This is a genomic window from Halobacteriovorax sp. XZX-3 (assembly GCF_043196495.1).
Lineage (GTDB): Bacteria > Bdellovibrionota > Bacteriovoracia > Bacteriovoracales > Bacteriovoracaceae > Halobacteriovorax_A.
On record NZ_JBEBMO010000001.1, the window covers coordinates 447,208 to 462,691 of the forward strand.

A 15,484-nucleotide genomic window follows, 5' to 3' on the forward strand; every position below is an offset into this window, starting at 1 on the left:
ATGTCAGATGGCGATAACAAAAACGATTTAACACGTATTGAAGACTTGTCAGAGTTTCTTCATCAAGGTGATGATGAACTCGACAAGCTTCTTGCTGATCTCGATGAGTCAGATGATGGCCAATCAAATGAACAGGAAGATGAACAAGAAGATGAGGCGGAAATCGAGTTAGCGCCATTTGAGTATTCTAATAATTCAAATGACTCCGAAAACGAGTTTGAGGATGAAGCCGAAAATTACGAAAACTTCTCAGAAGAAGAATCGTATGACGAAGCCGATTACGCGTTTGACGGGCCAGAGCTTGAAGATGAAGAAAGTGACCAAGAAAGTGATGAAGAGCAAAGCTTTGACAACTTTGACAACTTTGACAATTTTGAAGAGTCTGACAACTTCGACGAGGTCGACGACTTTGAAGAGTCTGCTGACTTAGATAGTGTTGAAGAAGAGCAAAGTGACGATGAAGATTCAAGCTTTGAAAACTTCCCGACTTTTCAAGAAGATCAAGAAGAAGATCAAGAAGAAGATCAAGAAGCAGACCAAGAAGCACACGAAGAAGCTGAAATCGAGCTCTCACCTCTTGAAGAAGACCAACCAGAATACGAAGCTGAGAGTGAAGTTGAACAAGAAGATTTTGTAGCACCACAAATTGAGTCCTATGAACAAGTTGAAACACGTCTTACGGCGACTCCTGAAACAGTCGCACCTGAAATAAGGCCGGCCCAAGACTTTAGAGAAGTTAGAGATTTTGCGGCCAATTCAACATATGGAAAGGTAGCGATTGGAGGCAATCCTCCATTTTCAATTCTTATGCAAGGAATAGTTCCTGGAGAATACGACGAGAGTATTCTTGCTATTTTGAATGAGCACGGACTCTTAGGTGACAATGAAGAACTTTATCGAAAAAGCTTAGAGAGTGGACAACTTCTCATCGCCCAAATTGGTGAGTTTAGTGCAATTTACTTAGCAGGAAAATTACGTCGCTTTTGTCGTGTGATAAAACTAGGTCTTGCTCATGAAATTCATGCTAGTCCAAACTATGACCATAGCGATCAAAGAGGATTAACAGGGCCACGCTCAATTAATCAGAATCAGACGAAGCACTTTATAAGAAATGACAGGGATTTTACGCAAGAAGATGTCTTATTAAGCTCTTCTCACTTCGTCCCGGGATATTTGATAACACATAGCCTTGGACCAATGCAAATCAATGAAGTTATTGATGGCAATGAGTTTAATGATATTAAATCCATTAACCTAATTGAATATTTCAGCGAATTGTTTAGGGAAAGTGCGTTTAAAAAGGGTGCTAATGCAATTATCTCAATTCATTTTACAGTTAATCACCAACGCAGTGATTCGACATCAAATAATATCATTATCATGGCCCATGGGGACTATGTCGTTCTAGAAGAGAACAAAGCATAGCTAAATAGACAATTATGATTAGCAATTTAAGCGAAACAAAAGATTTTTATAGCACTATTATTATTGGTGGTGGCATCGTTGGAGCGGGAGTTTTTAGAGATTTAAGTCTCCACGATATTGATACTCTTCTTATCGATAAGAAGGACTTTGCCTCTCAAACAAGTTCAAAAAGCTCGAAGATGCTTCACGGAGGAATTCGTTATCTTGAAAACTTTGACTTCCCTCTCGTCTGGGAAGCACTACATGAGAAGAATCTTTGGTTAAAACTTGCACCGCACCTTTGCTTTGAAGAAAAATTCTATCTACCCATATACTCTGATTCGATTCGTCCAAAGTGGATGATTAGAATTGGATTATTCTTATATGATTTACTATCAAGCTTTCAAAATTCTCCTTATGAGATGAAAAACAAGATTGAAACGCTTGAAATAAATGCAGATCTTAAAGAAGAGGATCTAAAAGGAAGCGGTGTCTACCACGATGCTGTTGTACATGACGGACGCCTAACCATTGAAGTTTTAAGAGACGCTGCAATCAATCCACGCTGTCATGCTCTTAATCATATAGGACTTGAAGATTATGAATTTCTTAATGATGGTAGAATTCGTGTCATTTTGAAAGATGAGATCGAAGGTGTGACTAAGGAAGTTTTCTGCAATGACATCGTTTTTGCAACAGGGCCTTTTACCGATAAAGTTCTAGCAAAGTCTGCGCAAATACATTGGAATCCACAACTTCTACCATCACGTGGAAGTCATATTTGGATCTCAAAAGAGCGCCTTAAGATTAAAACAGCAATTCTACTAACACCAAATGATGGAAGAGTAATCTTTGTCATTCCACAAGCTGATCGTATACTTGTAGGAACGACAGAGTCTAAAGTAGAAGAAGAATACTTTGATTTACAGCCGACTGCAGAAGAGATCACTTACCTATTAGCAAATTTAAACCAATATTTTCCAAAAGCTAAAATTCAAGAAGATGATATTCTCTCATCATTTGCAGGAATAAGACCTCTTGTTAAAGATGACTCGACAGCAACTCTTGGAAAAACAGCACGCGTACACAAATACTTTCAACCACTAAAGAATTGCCATGTTCTAGTTGGCGGCAAGTACACAACATTTAGAACGATGGCCCAAGATGTTGCAAGATCGATAGTACACAAACATAAGAAGGCCTATATTCAAGATAAGACCCTCGCTGAATTTCGCTTCAAAATGCGCTACAACCCATTTAAGCAAAAAGGTTTTACTCCTGAGCAAGAAGCGCAAGTGAGAAAGTATGAATTTATTCGTTGTGAAGAAGACTTTAACAGACGCCTCTAATTTCCTAGCTGCGTCTGTTAGAGAAGTAATTAGAAACGTAAATAAGCACCTGCGATTGCTCTAAATCCACTTAAAGAAATTGTATTCTCAACTGTTGAACCGCCGGTTTCGATGCTAAAAGTTGATGAGCTACTGAAGTAGTCACCTTTTGCATAAAAACCAAATCCTGAATCTAGTGTATACTTAATCCCACCACCAACATTCATATAAGTACCTGAACCTGATAGACTCTCAGTTGTCGATGATCCAGCATTTTGTGGAATTTCGTTAAGTGAAGTCATCGATAAACCAAATCCTACTTCTACGTATGGGATAAAACGATTCGTCGCAAGAGGGTTGAAAATGTGGAAGTTAACTGCTCCACCAAAGTCAATTGAAGAAGACGTTGAATCTGAAATTCCATTGCTTCCTGAATAGTAACCAACACTGGCCTTTAAAGAAAACTTTTGTAAAAAACTTTGCGACTTAGGAAAGAACAACTCGAACTCTCCAGCAAAGCCCAGTGTACTTAACTCAGCATCAGAGCTAACTCCAACGTTATCATAAGTACCACTTAGCATATTAAAGCCGGCCGATACATTTAGGGCCATATTTTTATCTAGAATCTTACTTGGTGTCGGCTTTGACATCGTTTGATTACTAGAAAAAGAAGTTGTTTTAATTGCATCAAGCTCACTTTCTTCATCAAAGCTTTCTGACATTGATTTAGAAGGTTGTGAATAGGCACTTCTTTGCTCAGGAGCTTGACGATTAATATCAACAGGCTCGCCCATTTGTCTTCCTGCAGGAAAAGTTGCTTGTAGAGATTTAGAGCGATCACTTGTCAATTTTACAGGTGATGAAATTTTTAAATTTGCAACCTTATCTCTTTGAATTTCACTAGGCTTAACAATGCGGTAAATACTCCAAACAGAGCGAGACGGTGTCGCTTTAATACAGACGGCCCTTGCAAATACACCAGTTGTGATAAAGAACTTAGCGTGATCTCCAATGACTAATCCATCTTCTAATCCTCGATTCATTAGAATCGTCTTCTTTGAAGATGATGTTTGAAGAATTCTGAAAGTTAACTTCTCATCAATATCGAGAGCAAGAACACTCGAACTCAACAGAGTAATGAGTGAAATAGAGAGAATTTTTAATAAACGTCCTGTCATATCATTTCCTTAAAAAAATATACTTAAACTAGCTATAAATTTTAAATTATTAATTGTTTGATTAAGTTCAAAGTTAGAAGCATCTGTCGCATTAACCTCACTAATCGGGCTTAAACTAAGAAGCTCATAATTTAATTTGGCACCTATTCCATAGCCAAACATATTACCCTTTTCATAATCTCTAAAAGTTGAAATACGAGTTTTAATACCTAGTGAAATTGAAGGTAAGGCCACTAATTCATAGTCATAGCTATAATTAGTGAGTCTTGGCGAAGTTGTCTCACCTGTACCACGCTTTATCCCTAGGCCAACATAAGCAAGCAGTTTATTTCGAACATAAGGTGCGTTGTAAAAATAGTAATTCACGTGGGCGCCAAAATTCATATAAGTCATGCGGCCATTGATCCCACCTAAATCAACATTTAGATTCGAAAGATCAAGCCCAAAGTCAACGCTCCATTTTTTTAATGAATCATGTGCTCTAATAAGATGAAACTCATATGAAGCGGCAAGGCCATATCCAAGATTCTGATGATTGCTATCAGAGTCTGTATAATTTGGCATAAGGTTAGAGATAAAACTTAATTGCACTTCATTACCACTTTCAATTGAAAGTACATTTTCTCGCCTAAATTTTTCGCGAGCAATTCCAGAAGATTTTAAGTAGCGACTAAGTTGTTCACTATCCATATCGGCAGACCACAGGGGGCCTTCTTTATCTAAGACGGCCTTAGCTGACTTCGTCACTCGATTCTTTGCTCTTTCTCGTGCAAGACTTTCTTCCATAGCATTTGGAATTGATAAATTTGAATTTGCACCGGTTAGATCTGGCTTTCCACTATAAAGCATTTCCTTATATCCATCTTGTGCAGCAGAAATTTTAATTAATTGATCTTTATTTTGTGCTCCCATTTGAGCATCAAATTCTTGTGCAGATAATTTTGAAGTATCAACAGGCTCTAGCTGGGAGTCCACATACTTATAGCGAAGTCTGCCATCCTTTACGATAATTTCATCACCGTTTCTTAGTTGCGTCTCTTTTGTCACTTTATAGATCGTCGAGTCATCAATATCCTGAGCATAATTCTTATCACTTGGCGTTTCTTTATCTTGAATTAAGTCCGTAGGAACCTGTCCATCAATTGCATGCTGATTATTAAATTCAGTTTTTTTCGACTCATATGCCTTAATTTCATAAACAGGCTTTTTCTTATAGCGGCCACTTGCAGTTTGAGAGCGAATTTGTAGAGCAAGTGTCGCATCAGGCGCGAAGTTTGCACGATTTATCTTATCTCCAGAAATATCCTTGAAGTACCAGTAAGATTCGCGATCAGACACTTTTAAGAGTTCAATGCTACCTAGATAAAGATACTTAGGCTTTTGGTAGTCACCAATGCGCATTGACACATCGGCCACGTCACCAGTTTTAAGTCCGGTAAGCTTACCGACAGAAAGCTTTAAGGTGCGTCCAGATTGAGAAAGGGCCACAACTTTTGCCTGCATCATGGCATAAGTATTTGCCATCAATAAATTTAGCAAAAGTATCATTACGAATTGTTTATATTTATCCATATATTTAATTATAACGAATGGAAGTATTTGAAACAATATGGTAAGGTATGTATATTTTTACAAAATTATGCCACGGTGCACCATGAGTGAACGGAGGAAGATATGGCCAAAAGAAAGAAGAATATTCAAATTTTTCGATACGAATGCCAAATGACTGGCGAAGTTTACAAAACAACAAAGAAAGCAGCTAATCCAGATGACCTAGTTAGCGTAAATGCATACTACGATATGCATCCAGAAGAAGATGATCGCCCTGAGGAAATTAAGAAAGAATTAGGAATTGAGTAAAATTTAATAAAACGGAGTTTTTAAATGGCACACCACAAAGTCATTATTATCGGATCAGGTCCTGCTGGTTACACAGCGGCCCTATATGCATCTCGTGCAAACCTTGGACCTCTAGTTATTGAAGGACATGAGCCAGGGGGACAATTAACGACAACAACTGACGTTGATAACTTTCCAGGATTCCCAGAGGGAATTATGGGGCCAGAGCTTATGGCCAATATGAAGAAACAAACTCAGAGATTTGGTACTGAATACCTGAGTGGTTTCGTCACTAATATTGATACAACAAAGAGACCATTTACTTTAACAGTTGATGGTGACAAAACTTATACTGCTGATGCAGTAATCCTAGCAACAGGTGCCTCAGCGAAATACCTAGGCCTTCCAAATGAGAAAGAACTTATTGGTAAAGGCGTAAGTGCTTGTGCAACTTGTGACGGATTCTTCTACCGCGACCGTGTCGTTCACGTTGTTGGTGGTGGAGATACTGCAATGGAAGAAGCAACTTTCCTTACAAAGTTTGCTTCGAAAGTTTATGTTGTTCACAGAAGAGATGAGTTACGTGCATCTAAGCCAATGCAAGAGCGCGCTTTCAATAACGAAAAGATTGAATTCGTATGGGATAGTGCTGTAACAGAAATCATTGCCGATGCAACTGGTGTTACTTCAATCAAAGTTGAAAACTTAAAAACTGGTGAAGTATCTGAAAGAAAAACTGATGGCCTATTTATGGGTATCGGACATAAGCCAAATACTGATTTCCTAAAAGGAAAAATTGAACTTGATGATCATGGGTTTATCGTGACTCAAGGAAAGCACCCTGATACAAGTGTTCCAGGTGTTTTTGCTTGTGGTGACGTTCAGGACTCTTACTATCGTCAAGCAATCTCTGCTGCTGGTTCTGGTTGTCAGGCGGCGATCAGAGCAGAAAGATTCATCGAAGAAAACGAATAATCTTAAAAATAAATTGTGGCCTAGTCTATTAACTAGGCCACATTATCTGAAATATACAACTCTACCCTTTCAACTGTTTCATTAAAAAGTCGCTTTACAACCTTACTACCATTTTTAAGTCGCTCAACCATATCTTCATATTCAATTAGCGATCCCTTCGCAACAGACTTTAGGCCAACAGCGCCTTCTTTTAATTGTTTTGCCACGAAAAAATATAGATAAAGATCAGCACACTCTTTTTCGTTTAAATCATGCTCATCAAAAGCATTAATTTTTAAGTCATTGGCCTCAATTGAGATTTGAGGTTGAAAATCTTTTTCAAATAATGGAGTGATCTCACTCGTACGAATAGTAAGATTTCCGCTACCTTTATTAAAGATCATAAGTCGTGCAATACAGGCCTTAAGCTCTGAAATATTTCCTGGCCAATCATAATCAAGCAGCATTTTTTGAACACGATGAGAAAGTCGCTTCTTTGCAGTATGATTCTTTAAACTATATTGCGATATGAAGTAATTTGCGAAGAAGAGAATATCTTCCTTTCTTTCAACTAATGAAATTGTTTTAAAACTTGGTATGGCCAACTCTGGAATATAGTCAGTACCTGTAAACATAGTTCGATAAGACTCTCTCTTATCAACTGTATTAATAATATAATTGGCAACACTAGTTGATAGCTTATCAAGGCCCTTAAATATAACGTGGCCATTAATAACGCGATCCCTGATCTTGTCCACGATATCATCAATATCTTTTTTGGTCATTTTGGCATAGCAATTAACAATTTCAATATGCGTGTTAGCGGTACTTGATTGCCTTGCAATTCTTTCACAGAGAAAATACTTTCCACTTCCTTCACCACCATAAATATAGACAGGGCCTCTCTCATTTGGAGCACTATATTGCTCAAGAAAAGATTGGGCACCCTTTGCAAAAACACTAATCCCCATAGATGTGTTGAAGGCAACATCCGCCTCATAGTCATCGCTGTGATATTCTTCATATTCCTCAATTTCATCACTCTTATAAAAGTAAAGAAGTCCAATTACTCGGGCCAAAAACATAGCCTGCTTAAGGTCATTATCCGTAAATAGCTCATTCTTTTCTTTATTCGAGAAATTTAAAATACCAAAGATATTTTCATTGTGATCAAAGATCGGACACATCATATATGTTGAAATAGTCGTATTATTAACGACTTCATACATATTAAAAAATTCATCACTAGAAAGAGATTGAGAAAATTTTGATTTGATTCCACGAGGATGATTATAAAGCTCTTCTAGAATACCAACGATTGGATATTCAATTTCTTTCAATTGATTTGTCTGAAAATCAAATTCACTGAATGTATGCTCATCGTGTCCCACAATAAATGCTCGTGCATCGCGGGCCTTTACTATTCTTTGAACTTCTATGATAAATAATTTTATTAATTCGACTTTGTTACGATAATTTTTAAAAATATGAAACAAATCAAGGATCATAGAAACAGAAACATTATCATCAATATCCTTATCAAAGTTATTATCAGAATCATAATTTCCAGCAACAGCTTCATTTAAGACCATGTCATACATGAGATTTCTTAAGCGTCTTTTACCCATTGATGAAACGAGCTCAGTCATAAGATTCATAATATTTTCGACTTCATAATCAATAAACTCAAGGCCAAGGTAGTTATCGCCAATATTGTTAAAATTTGGCCTATAACGTCTAAGCTTTACTGTTTGAAAAAGACGAATTTTTTTGAAACGAATTTCGATTTTGAAAATTTGACTATCAACATACTCTCCTATGAGCACACCAATACCAGTTGTTGAAATATTATCGACAATGACATTAAAAGAATTTGAAGTAGAGTCTCCAATCATTTCATAGAGAATACACTCAATATTATCTGACTCTTTTAGTTTGATACGATAGTTTCTTAGCTTCTTCATATGAATAGTTATCGACTAGTAAAATTACTAACTTTAACTACAAGACATATAAAAATTCTAAAGAAATCGTCGATAAGGGAGTATCTCCAATCGAGCTAAAAATTGAGGAATAATTGAAGTTTAATATTCAAAATTACAAATTTTTCAAATCATATCGTTTTCCAATACATGAAGACGACAAAGTTAGTGCAGAAGTTAGCACAATTGAGCGTGAAAACATAAAGCATAACAGTGTTAGAATCGACTCAATCAACTTATCTGGATTAAATTTCATCTGCTCTCAAAAATACACATTGGGAGAGAAAGTAAAAATCAAAATTCAAACGAAAAGACTATTTAATAACTGGGACTTCGAGCTAACAGGTATAATTATTCGATCTTTCATTTACTGTGAGGATGTAACAAAGACAATCTATGGTATCTCTATTGAACCAAATTCTCAGACAACAGTATTAAAGTACTTCTTAAAAGACTTTTTATCACATTACAGAACCGCAAAACTCAAAGATAAGCTCTTTCAAATCTGCCAAAACAAAATTAAGATCAACCGAGATGACGGTGTTGAACTATTTTCACTTTTTCAAAGTTTGATTCAAAAGACTTATAGTGGAAAAATCATTGATATTTTAAATGAACTTCCTAGCATCTTTCGTTGTGAGAATTATCACATCTTTCTTTTTGATGCCAAAACTGGTGAATTTGAAATAGAGCGAACAAATAGTGACGTGACTCCAAGGGATCACAGCTTTAATAGTATTTTAAAAGAAGCCTATTTCAACAAAGTCATTATCAACAAGAGCTTTCATGAAAAGAAGGCAACGGGTGTTGACCTTGAAATAAAAAACATTCTTATGTCTCCTATCGTGAATCATAATGGAGAAAGCATTGGTATCATTTGCATGTCAAATAGTGTCTCTGGCGGAAAGTTTAATTTCACTATGATTGAGAATATAAAGATCATCGCAAGTCTTATCTCTTATTTCTATGAAGGTAAGAAGCATACAATAAGTAGTGAAAAAGTAGAAAATAAACTTCCTGATCACTTCATATTCAGCGATAAATCACAAACTGGACAGTCGATTATCAACACATTAAACACCATAAAAAACACAAGAGAGAATCTCTATATTCACGGTGAAGTTGGACTGGGAAAAAGCGCCTATGCTCGATATATTTGCGGAGACAATAAAGAAAATATTATCGATTTTAATGATGAAGAAGTGGCCAACCATAAGAAGTTAGAGCAAATAAGTGATCTTACAAACAAGGGAATCAAAGACCTCATTGTTAAAAATATTGAGATGCTAGGCTATGAGGATCAAGCGACTTTCTATAATATTATTAGATCCCTAAAGATTAGAATTGTTACCATTGCCACTAATGATCTTAAGGCGCTTGAAAAGAATGATATTATCCTTACTGATCTTTATAATCTAATAACAACAGTTAAACTCAATGTACCGCCGCTACGTCTTCGTCGAGCTGAAATTGTTGAAATAGCCAAGCACTATATCAAATACGAATGTAGTAAAAGAGCAATACCGATAAAAAAACTATCTCAAGAATCGATAAATGAATTAGAGGCAGCAAACTGGGACTTTAACAACAGCACACTTCATTCTTTAATTGTAAAGGCCATTCTAAAGACCGAGTCAAACGAGCAAGTAATTCATCTTATGCTTAAAACAAGGGATTCCAAAAGAATCGTCAATAGCGACAAAAACGCTCAACTACAAGAGTACATTCTTAACACCTTAAATTCATGTGATAAGTCCATCTCTTATAAGAATACTGAAAGTATTTTTGTAGAAAATTTAATGAGAAAAAAAGCTTCTTAGATTTGACAGACCCAGGCCAAAATTGAAATAATTTTATTAACAGATCACGGATCGATCTGAGAGTTTACATTTAGTAACTAAAAATTGCATCGGATAGCAATTTTAATAAAGACCAGGGAAGGTATCAATGAGTAATTTCTTTAAGTACAATACACTCAATATTTCACTATCTAGACAAACTCGCACTTGTAACGTTGTTGTTGCTAACAATGAGCAGTTTTTCAATACTTCAACGTACTTAAATGAACTCGAACACTTCTTTGATTGGTTAACTAATAAAATTGAAATTCATTCGGTAGTTTTTAAATTTGCTAGTGATGATATTGAATTATTCAAGAAAGAAGAATTAAGATTCTTCGATGAAGTAAACCTTGGTAATACCCTACAGCAACTCGCAAGGTTAAGTTGGGGACAACTATTATTACCACAGACGATCCTTTGGTCATTTCAAAAATCAGCTTGCCCATTTAGTCTTGAATTAGCTATGGGTGGTGATATTCGCTACTGTGCTCCTTCTTTTAGTGTGACATTTAACCAACTTGATAAGGGAATCACACCAATGGCCGGTATGAATACCCTTACTAATGAAAAAGCAAATAGTGCAAAGCTTATGCAATACCTACTATCTTCTCAAAGCGTAGGTGCCGATGCTCTTATAAGCGCAGGCCTCATCGGTAAAATCCTTTACAGCGAAAATGAACTTGAAGATATTGTAACTCGTATTTCTAAACAGTCTCCTACTGCAAGAATTCAAACAAAGAGATCATTTAACAACGCTCTTATTAAAGCAATGGAAGATGACCTTTTAGAGGAAATTACTTTTGCTAACTCAACGTTGGCCACAGGTGACTTTAAAAACTACGCAAATGGGAAGGACTTCATTAATCCACGCGACTTTGCCCGTGTTTTAAAGCAAACTCCTACTGTTGCAGAGGCCATCTAGCCTAAGAACGGCCCACCTCCTCTCCAAACAGGTGGGCCAAATAACTGATTTCACGTGAATTTCTCTAAAAAATGTAGCTCACCATAAAATATTTACACAAAACCACGTAATACACTTTTTTCGTGTTATAACGTCCTCGAACAAGAAAACAAAAATATTGAATGAGGAGAGAATATGAAAAAGTTAATGATTGCACTTTCACTACTTACAGCAGCGAGCTCTTTTGCAAACTGTAAGCAGATTTCGAAACACGTTAAAATTTATGAATGTAGAGATGTAATTGCCAAGCACGTACTTAAAAAAGGTAAATGTTGGTACAACGATAATATGTATATCGAATCATATAATGCCTTTGCAGGTGTAGCTTTTGTGGAGGAAGTATATTTAAAAGATGAGAATCATAATCTGCTTACTGAAAGAAGAACTGTTCTTAGCACGACAAGTGGAACAAGTGCCGGAGTGCAGGCCATGGACTCATACTGGGATTGTCGTAAGGCCATGAATAATCTTGAAACTTACACTCTAGTAGAAGTTAAAGATCTTTATGGAATTGAACAGTAACAAATCAAATTAAAAAATAAAAAAGTAAACGGAGAAAATTATGAAGAATATTATTTTACTACTATCTATACTAGCAACTACAAATATCCTTGCAAGCACATGGTGTGAAAAAGGTAAGCATGATGAGAACTACAAGTGTCGTGTTTCTATAAATGAATATGCATTATCTGTAGGACAATGTTCTCCCTTTCCATGGCCAAATGGAGATGTTGAATATAGTGCAAAAGCAATGGCCGTCGAAGTATTTCAAGAGTTTGAAGTAAATGACAAGAATGAAGTAGTTTCAGATATTAGATATAACTATATTACAAAACAATCAGTATTCTCTGGAGTCTATGCAATGAGAACGATGAAAATTTGTAATGAAAAAAGAAAAGCGACTCCTACTCACAAGCTCGCTGATATTAGAAAAATGTATGGATTAAAATAATTAAAAACTAGGCCCATTTTAAGTGGGCCTTTATTATACTGGTCTTAATTCAAAATTAGCGAGCTGTGTAGGAAGCTTAGAGATATCTCGGGCCAAGCCTAGAAGAAATCCTCCCCCTCCGGCGCCACAAAGCTTTAAATAAAAATCATCTGACTCAAGCCCCTCGCTCCAAAGATCACGATAGAGAGCAGGAATCATCGGATTAAAATGTTCAAACTGAAAAGATGACAGCTCTTTAAACTTCTTCCAAAGTTGTTCGCGATCATCAGCAATATAGTACTTAATGCACTCATCTGAAATCGGTGTTAAAACACGATCACAAAGATAGGCAAAATCCTTAGATGAACACTTTTCCATAAAAAGATTTACCAATGGCTCAGTTCTTCTTGCACGGCCAGTATTTAAAAGGAAAAGCCCTGGCCCTTTGGAATCATTTTTAAGAACGACTTCAGTTAGTTGCTTCTTACTATCAATTAATAGTGGAACATTTAAATAGCTTATAAGCGGATCAACTCCAGATGAAGAGCCATGAAAATGCGACTCCATTTCTTTAAAGCAATCTTTTAAGAATGCGATATCATTTCTTTGTTCATCACATATACGAGCATAGCGATCGAAAACGGCTGCACAAAGAGCACCAGAGCTCCCAACACCATAGCCTTGAGGGATAGTCGATTTAAATCTAATACCGCTAGAAATATCAAAAGAAAAAGATTGATGATCAAAGTTAAAGCTTAGCTTCCCTTTCTCATTTTGTTTTTTTAAGTATTGAGAAAATGCAGAAAGCTCAGAATCAATTCCAGTATTTTGATCTTCTGGAAAATTTAATTTCCCATCAAAAAGAGCATAAGGCATTGCTAATGCTTTTGAAGAACGAATAATTGAATACTCACCAAAAAGAAGAATTTTAGCACTGAAGCTTCCGATATTTTCCATTATGATTCTCGATTTAGAAACTCAACCTCAACACCATTACCCATGTGATCATGGATAACAATCTCATTATGACACAGCTTAGTTACTTCTTCTTCGATGAATTGACGTACCTTCGCTTCATCTTCTTTCAAATAAAGAATGTGAACATTTGGACCAGCATCAAGAGTGAAACATATCTTTGCGCCTGATTGTGCTCTGAAGTTTCTAATCTTTGCAATGATGGCCAAAGTATTCGGCTCCATAAGAATAAATGATGGTTTTGAATTCATCATCAGGCCATGTAGTTCTAGCGCCTCGGCCTCAACAATTTCAGCAAAAGAATTAAAATCACCACTACTTAGAGCAAAGCAAAGTGAATTAAAGTTATTACATGCATTTAAAAAACGCGTCTTTGCAAATGGATGTGTATTCATAAGAGCGTGACCAGCTGTTGAACTAACGGCCTTTTCACTTGCACTTACAATAGCAATAGAATCACAGATACCTTCAAAAGACTTATCAAAGCTATCAAGCCCAATTGCATAGTCTTGAGAACTACCTTGAACAGATTTTCCCCAAATCGACATTTTTGGAAAAAGCGAGCGAGAAGCACTCCCTGATCCTAATCTGGCCATAAAAGAAGCTTTCTTTAGATAGTACTCTTCGTCGTGATCTTCTTCAGTAACAAGCTTCTCGATTTCACATAGTGCACTTGCAAAGTTAGACATTGAAGCAGCGGAAGAAGCAATCCCTGAAGAATGAGGAAATGAGTTCATTGAATCCATTTCAATATTGCACTCATTAATGAATGGGAAGAATTCGATGGCGCGATTAAAGAATTTCTCAACACGTGCCTGAAACTTTTCATTCTTAAGAGATTCAAATTTAAAATCTAATTCAAATTTATTAGATTTAGTAATCTTATAAGTTGTTAAAGTGTGAGCATTATCAAGTGTCACACTCAGTGAAGGATTAGAAGGCAGTTGCTCCCCATATTTCCCCCAGTACTTGATTAATGCAATATTTGAAGGGCTCTTTACTGTGAAAGAGCGGCCTTCATTTAATTTTTCTATATTATAATTCGTTAACTTGAAATTAGTGGACATTATTAGCTTCAACTTTTGGATCATTATCGACAATTAAATCACGGTAAGGAATGATAACCTTTAGGCCTTTTTCCTCAAAGTAATTTGAAACGTACTTTCTATTATTCATTGTTGAAGCAAGAATGAAATCTCCACCCCATGCACCAAGTGATTTGATTTCTCCATCAAAGTCACTAAACGCCTCTTGCTTAATAGGTTTAAGCTTTAACTGCTTTCCAATGATTTCTTCGTGAGCACGAATTAAGAAATTAAACTCTTCTTGTGTCTTTGCCGCAGCAATCTGATTTGAAAGTTCACTAATTGTATTAATTACTTCCGGTGAATGCGGACGTAATTGATTATAATATTCAATAGCGTCACGAGAATTTTTCTTATGACCTAGATAAATAAAGTATAAATTATTTTTAAATGATGGATTAAATTCTACAGGTGACCACTTTGGCCCATCACCACTTTTTTGATAGATAATTGGATCATCACTTTGCGCACAAGCAATGTCATAACCTGATCCACCTAAAGTATTAAATGCTAACTCAAATGGTGAAACCATCGCCCAATCAGCGATATTATGAATTAATGTCGATGAAGACCCAAGTCCCCATTCTAGAGGGAATCCAAGTTGTGTTACAACATGAACATCAACACCATCTCTTAGAAAGTGCTTATTCTGTCTTCTGGCCTGTCTAAGCATTTGCTGTAGAACCATCATCTCTTTCGTTGGGTTTTCATTTAAGATATTGAAGTGCCAAAACTCAAAGATAACTTCAAACCATAATTTTCCGGCCGGATCATATGACTTCCAATATAACTTTGGGTCAAAAGAAGCCGAATATTGTACGCGAAGAGATTGTCCAACAGTTGTTGGTAGACCAAGTGCTTGAGCACCATCTAAAACAAAATACTCTCCAGATAGAAGTAGTTTTCCATGTCCAAAATATAATTGGCCATTCTTTGGAAGTTCAAGAAATTGCTCTCCTTCCAAATACTTTAAAATTGTGTTGCTTGTGTGTGTTGTGTTCATAAT

Annotated in this window: 14 protein-coding genes; 8 read left to right on the plus strand and 6 right to left on the minus strand. The window is 36.2% G+C overall.

All coding sequences use genetic code 11. The annotated features are described in order from the left end of the window. Complete coding sequence (locus tag ABMA70_RS02045; protein WP_392991836.1) at window positions 1–1,425, plus strand: hypothetical protein; 1,425 nt, start codon at window positions 1–3, stop codon at window positions 1,423–1,425. A gap of 14 nt (window positions 1,426–1,439) precedes the next feature. Next, window positions 1,440–2,753 (plus strand): glycerol-3-phosphate dehydrogenase/oxidase, encoded by a 1,314-nt coding sequence (locus ABMA70_RS02050; protein WP_103217317.1) that lies wholly within the window; start codon window positions 1,440–1,442, stop codon window positions 2,751–2,753. A 29-nt stretch (window positions 2,754–2,782) separates the two neighbouring features. Here the strand turns inward: ABMA70_RS02050 and ABMA70_RS02055 are convergent, their stop codons facing one another. After that, entirely contained in the window at window positions 2,783–3,910 is a 1,128-nt protein-coding gene (locus ABMA70_RS02055; RefSeq protein WP_103217318.1) for a hypothetical protein, read from the minus strand. A gap of 9 nt (window positions 3,911–3,919) precedes the next feature. After that, window positions 3,920–5,482 (minus strand): hypothetical protein, encoded by a 1,563-nt coding sequence (locus ABMA70_RS02060; protein ID WP_393022108.1) that lies wholly within the window; start codon window positions 5,480–5,482, stop codon window positions 3,920–3,922. A 102-nt stretch (window positions 5,483–5,584) separates the two neighbouring features. Here ABMA70_RS02060 and ABMA70_RS02065 point away from each other — a divergent pair, with 102 nt between their 5' ends. Both ABMA70_RS02065 and trxB read left to right on the plus strand, forming a co-directional pair. Further along, the gene (locus ABMA70_RS02065) at window positions 5,585–5,770 is read left to right on the plus strand and encodes a hypothetical protein (protein ID WP_103217320.1); all 186 of its coding nucleotides are present in this window, start codon (window positions 5,585–5,587) and stop codon (window positions 5,768–5,770) included. A gap of 24 nt (window positions 5,771–5,794) precedes the next feature. Next, a complete protein-coding gene (trxB, locus tag ABMA70_RS02070) occupies window positions 5,795–6,724 on the plus strand; it encodes a thioredoxin-disulfide reductase (RefSeq protein WP_392991831.1) in 930 nt (309 codons plus the stop codon). Between the two features lie 32 nt (window positions 6,725–6,756). Here the strand turns inward: trxB and ABMA70_RS02075 are convergent, their stop codons facing one another. Next, window positions 6,757–8,667, minus strand: a complete 1,911-nt coding sequence (locus ABMA70_RS02075) for a hypothetical protein (protein WP_103217322.1) — start codon at window positions 8,665–8,667, stop codon at window positions 6,757–6,759. Window positions 8,668–8,780: 113 nt separating this feature from the next. On the opposite strand from ABMA70_RS02075, the gene ABMA70_RS02080 reads away from it, so the two are divergent. The 4 genes from ABMA70_RS02080 (at window position 8,781) to ABMA70_RS02095 (ending at window position 12,439) form a co-directional block, all read left to right on the plus strand. Further along, window positions 8,781–10,505 (plus strand): hypothetical protein, encoded by a 1,725-nt coding sequence (locus ABMA70_RS02080; protein ID WP_392991829.1) that lies wholly within the window; start codon window positions 8,781–8,783, stop codon window positions 10,503–10,505. A gap of 127 nt (window positions 10,506–10,632) precedes the next feature. Next, window positions 10,633–11,448, plus strand: coding sequence for an enoyl-CoA hydratase/isomerase family protein (locus tag ABMA70_RS02085; RefSeq protein ID WP_103217324.1), 816 nt, complete (start codon window positions 10,633–10,635; stop codon window positions 11,446–11,448). A gap of 174 nt (window positions 11,449–11,622) precedes the next feature. After that, complete coding sequence (locus ABMA70_RS02090; protein ID WP_103217325.1) at window positions 11,623–12,009, plus strand: hypothetical protein; 387 nt, start codon at window positions 11,623–11,625, stop codon at window positions 12,007–12,009. Between the two features lie 40 nt (window positions 12,010–12,049). Then, entirely contained in the window at window positions 12,050–12,439 is a 390-nt protein-coding gene (locus tag ABMA70_RS02095) for a hypothetical protein (protein WP_103217326.1), read from the plus strand. 33 nt (window positions 12,440–12,472) lie between these two features. Here the strand turns inward: ABMA70_RS02095 and ABMA70_RS02100 are convergent, their stop codons facing one another. From ABMA70_RS02100 to ABMA70_RS02110, 3 genes are read right to left on the minus strand one after another with little or no spacing between them, the layout of a single operon-like run. Next, window positions 12,473–13,375 carry a mevalonate kinase gene (locus ABMA70_RS02100; RefSeq protein ID WP_233189699.1) on the minus strand — a complete coding sequence of 301 codons (903 nt, stop codon included), beginning with the start codon at window positions 13,373–13,375 and terminating at the stop codon, window positions 12,473–12,475. Continuing rightward, the gene (mvaD, locus tag ABMA70_RS02105) at window positions 13,375–14,460 is read right to left on the minus strand and encodes a diphosphomevalonate decarboxylase (RefSeq protein ID WP_158246823.1); all 1,086 of its coding nucleotides are present in this window, start codon (window positions 14,458–14,460) and stop codon (window positions 13,375–13,377) included. Before mvaD ends, ABMA70_RS02100 begins: the two co-directional genes overlap by 1 nt. After that, on the minus strand, window positions 14,450–15,481 hold the full coding sequence (locus ABMA70_RS02110) for a GYDIA family GHMP kinase (RefSeq protein ID WP_103217328.1): 1,032 nt from the start codon (window positions 15,479–15,481) through the stop codon (window positions 14,450–14,452). Before ABMA70_RS02110 ends, mvaD begins: the two co-directional genes overlap by 11 nt. Between the last annotated feature and the right edge of the window lie 3 nt (window positions 15,482–15,484).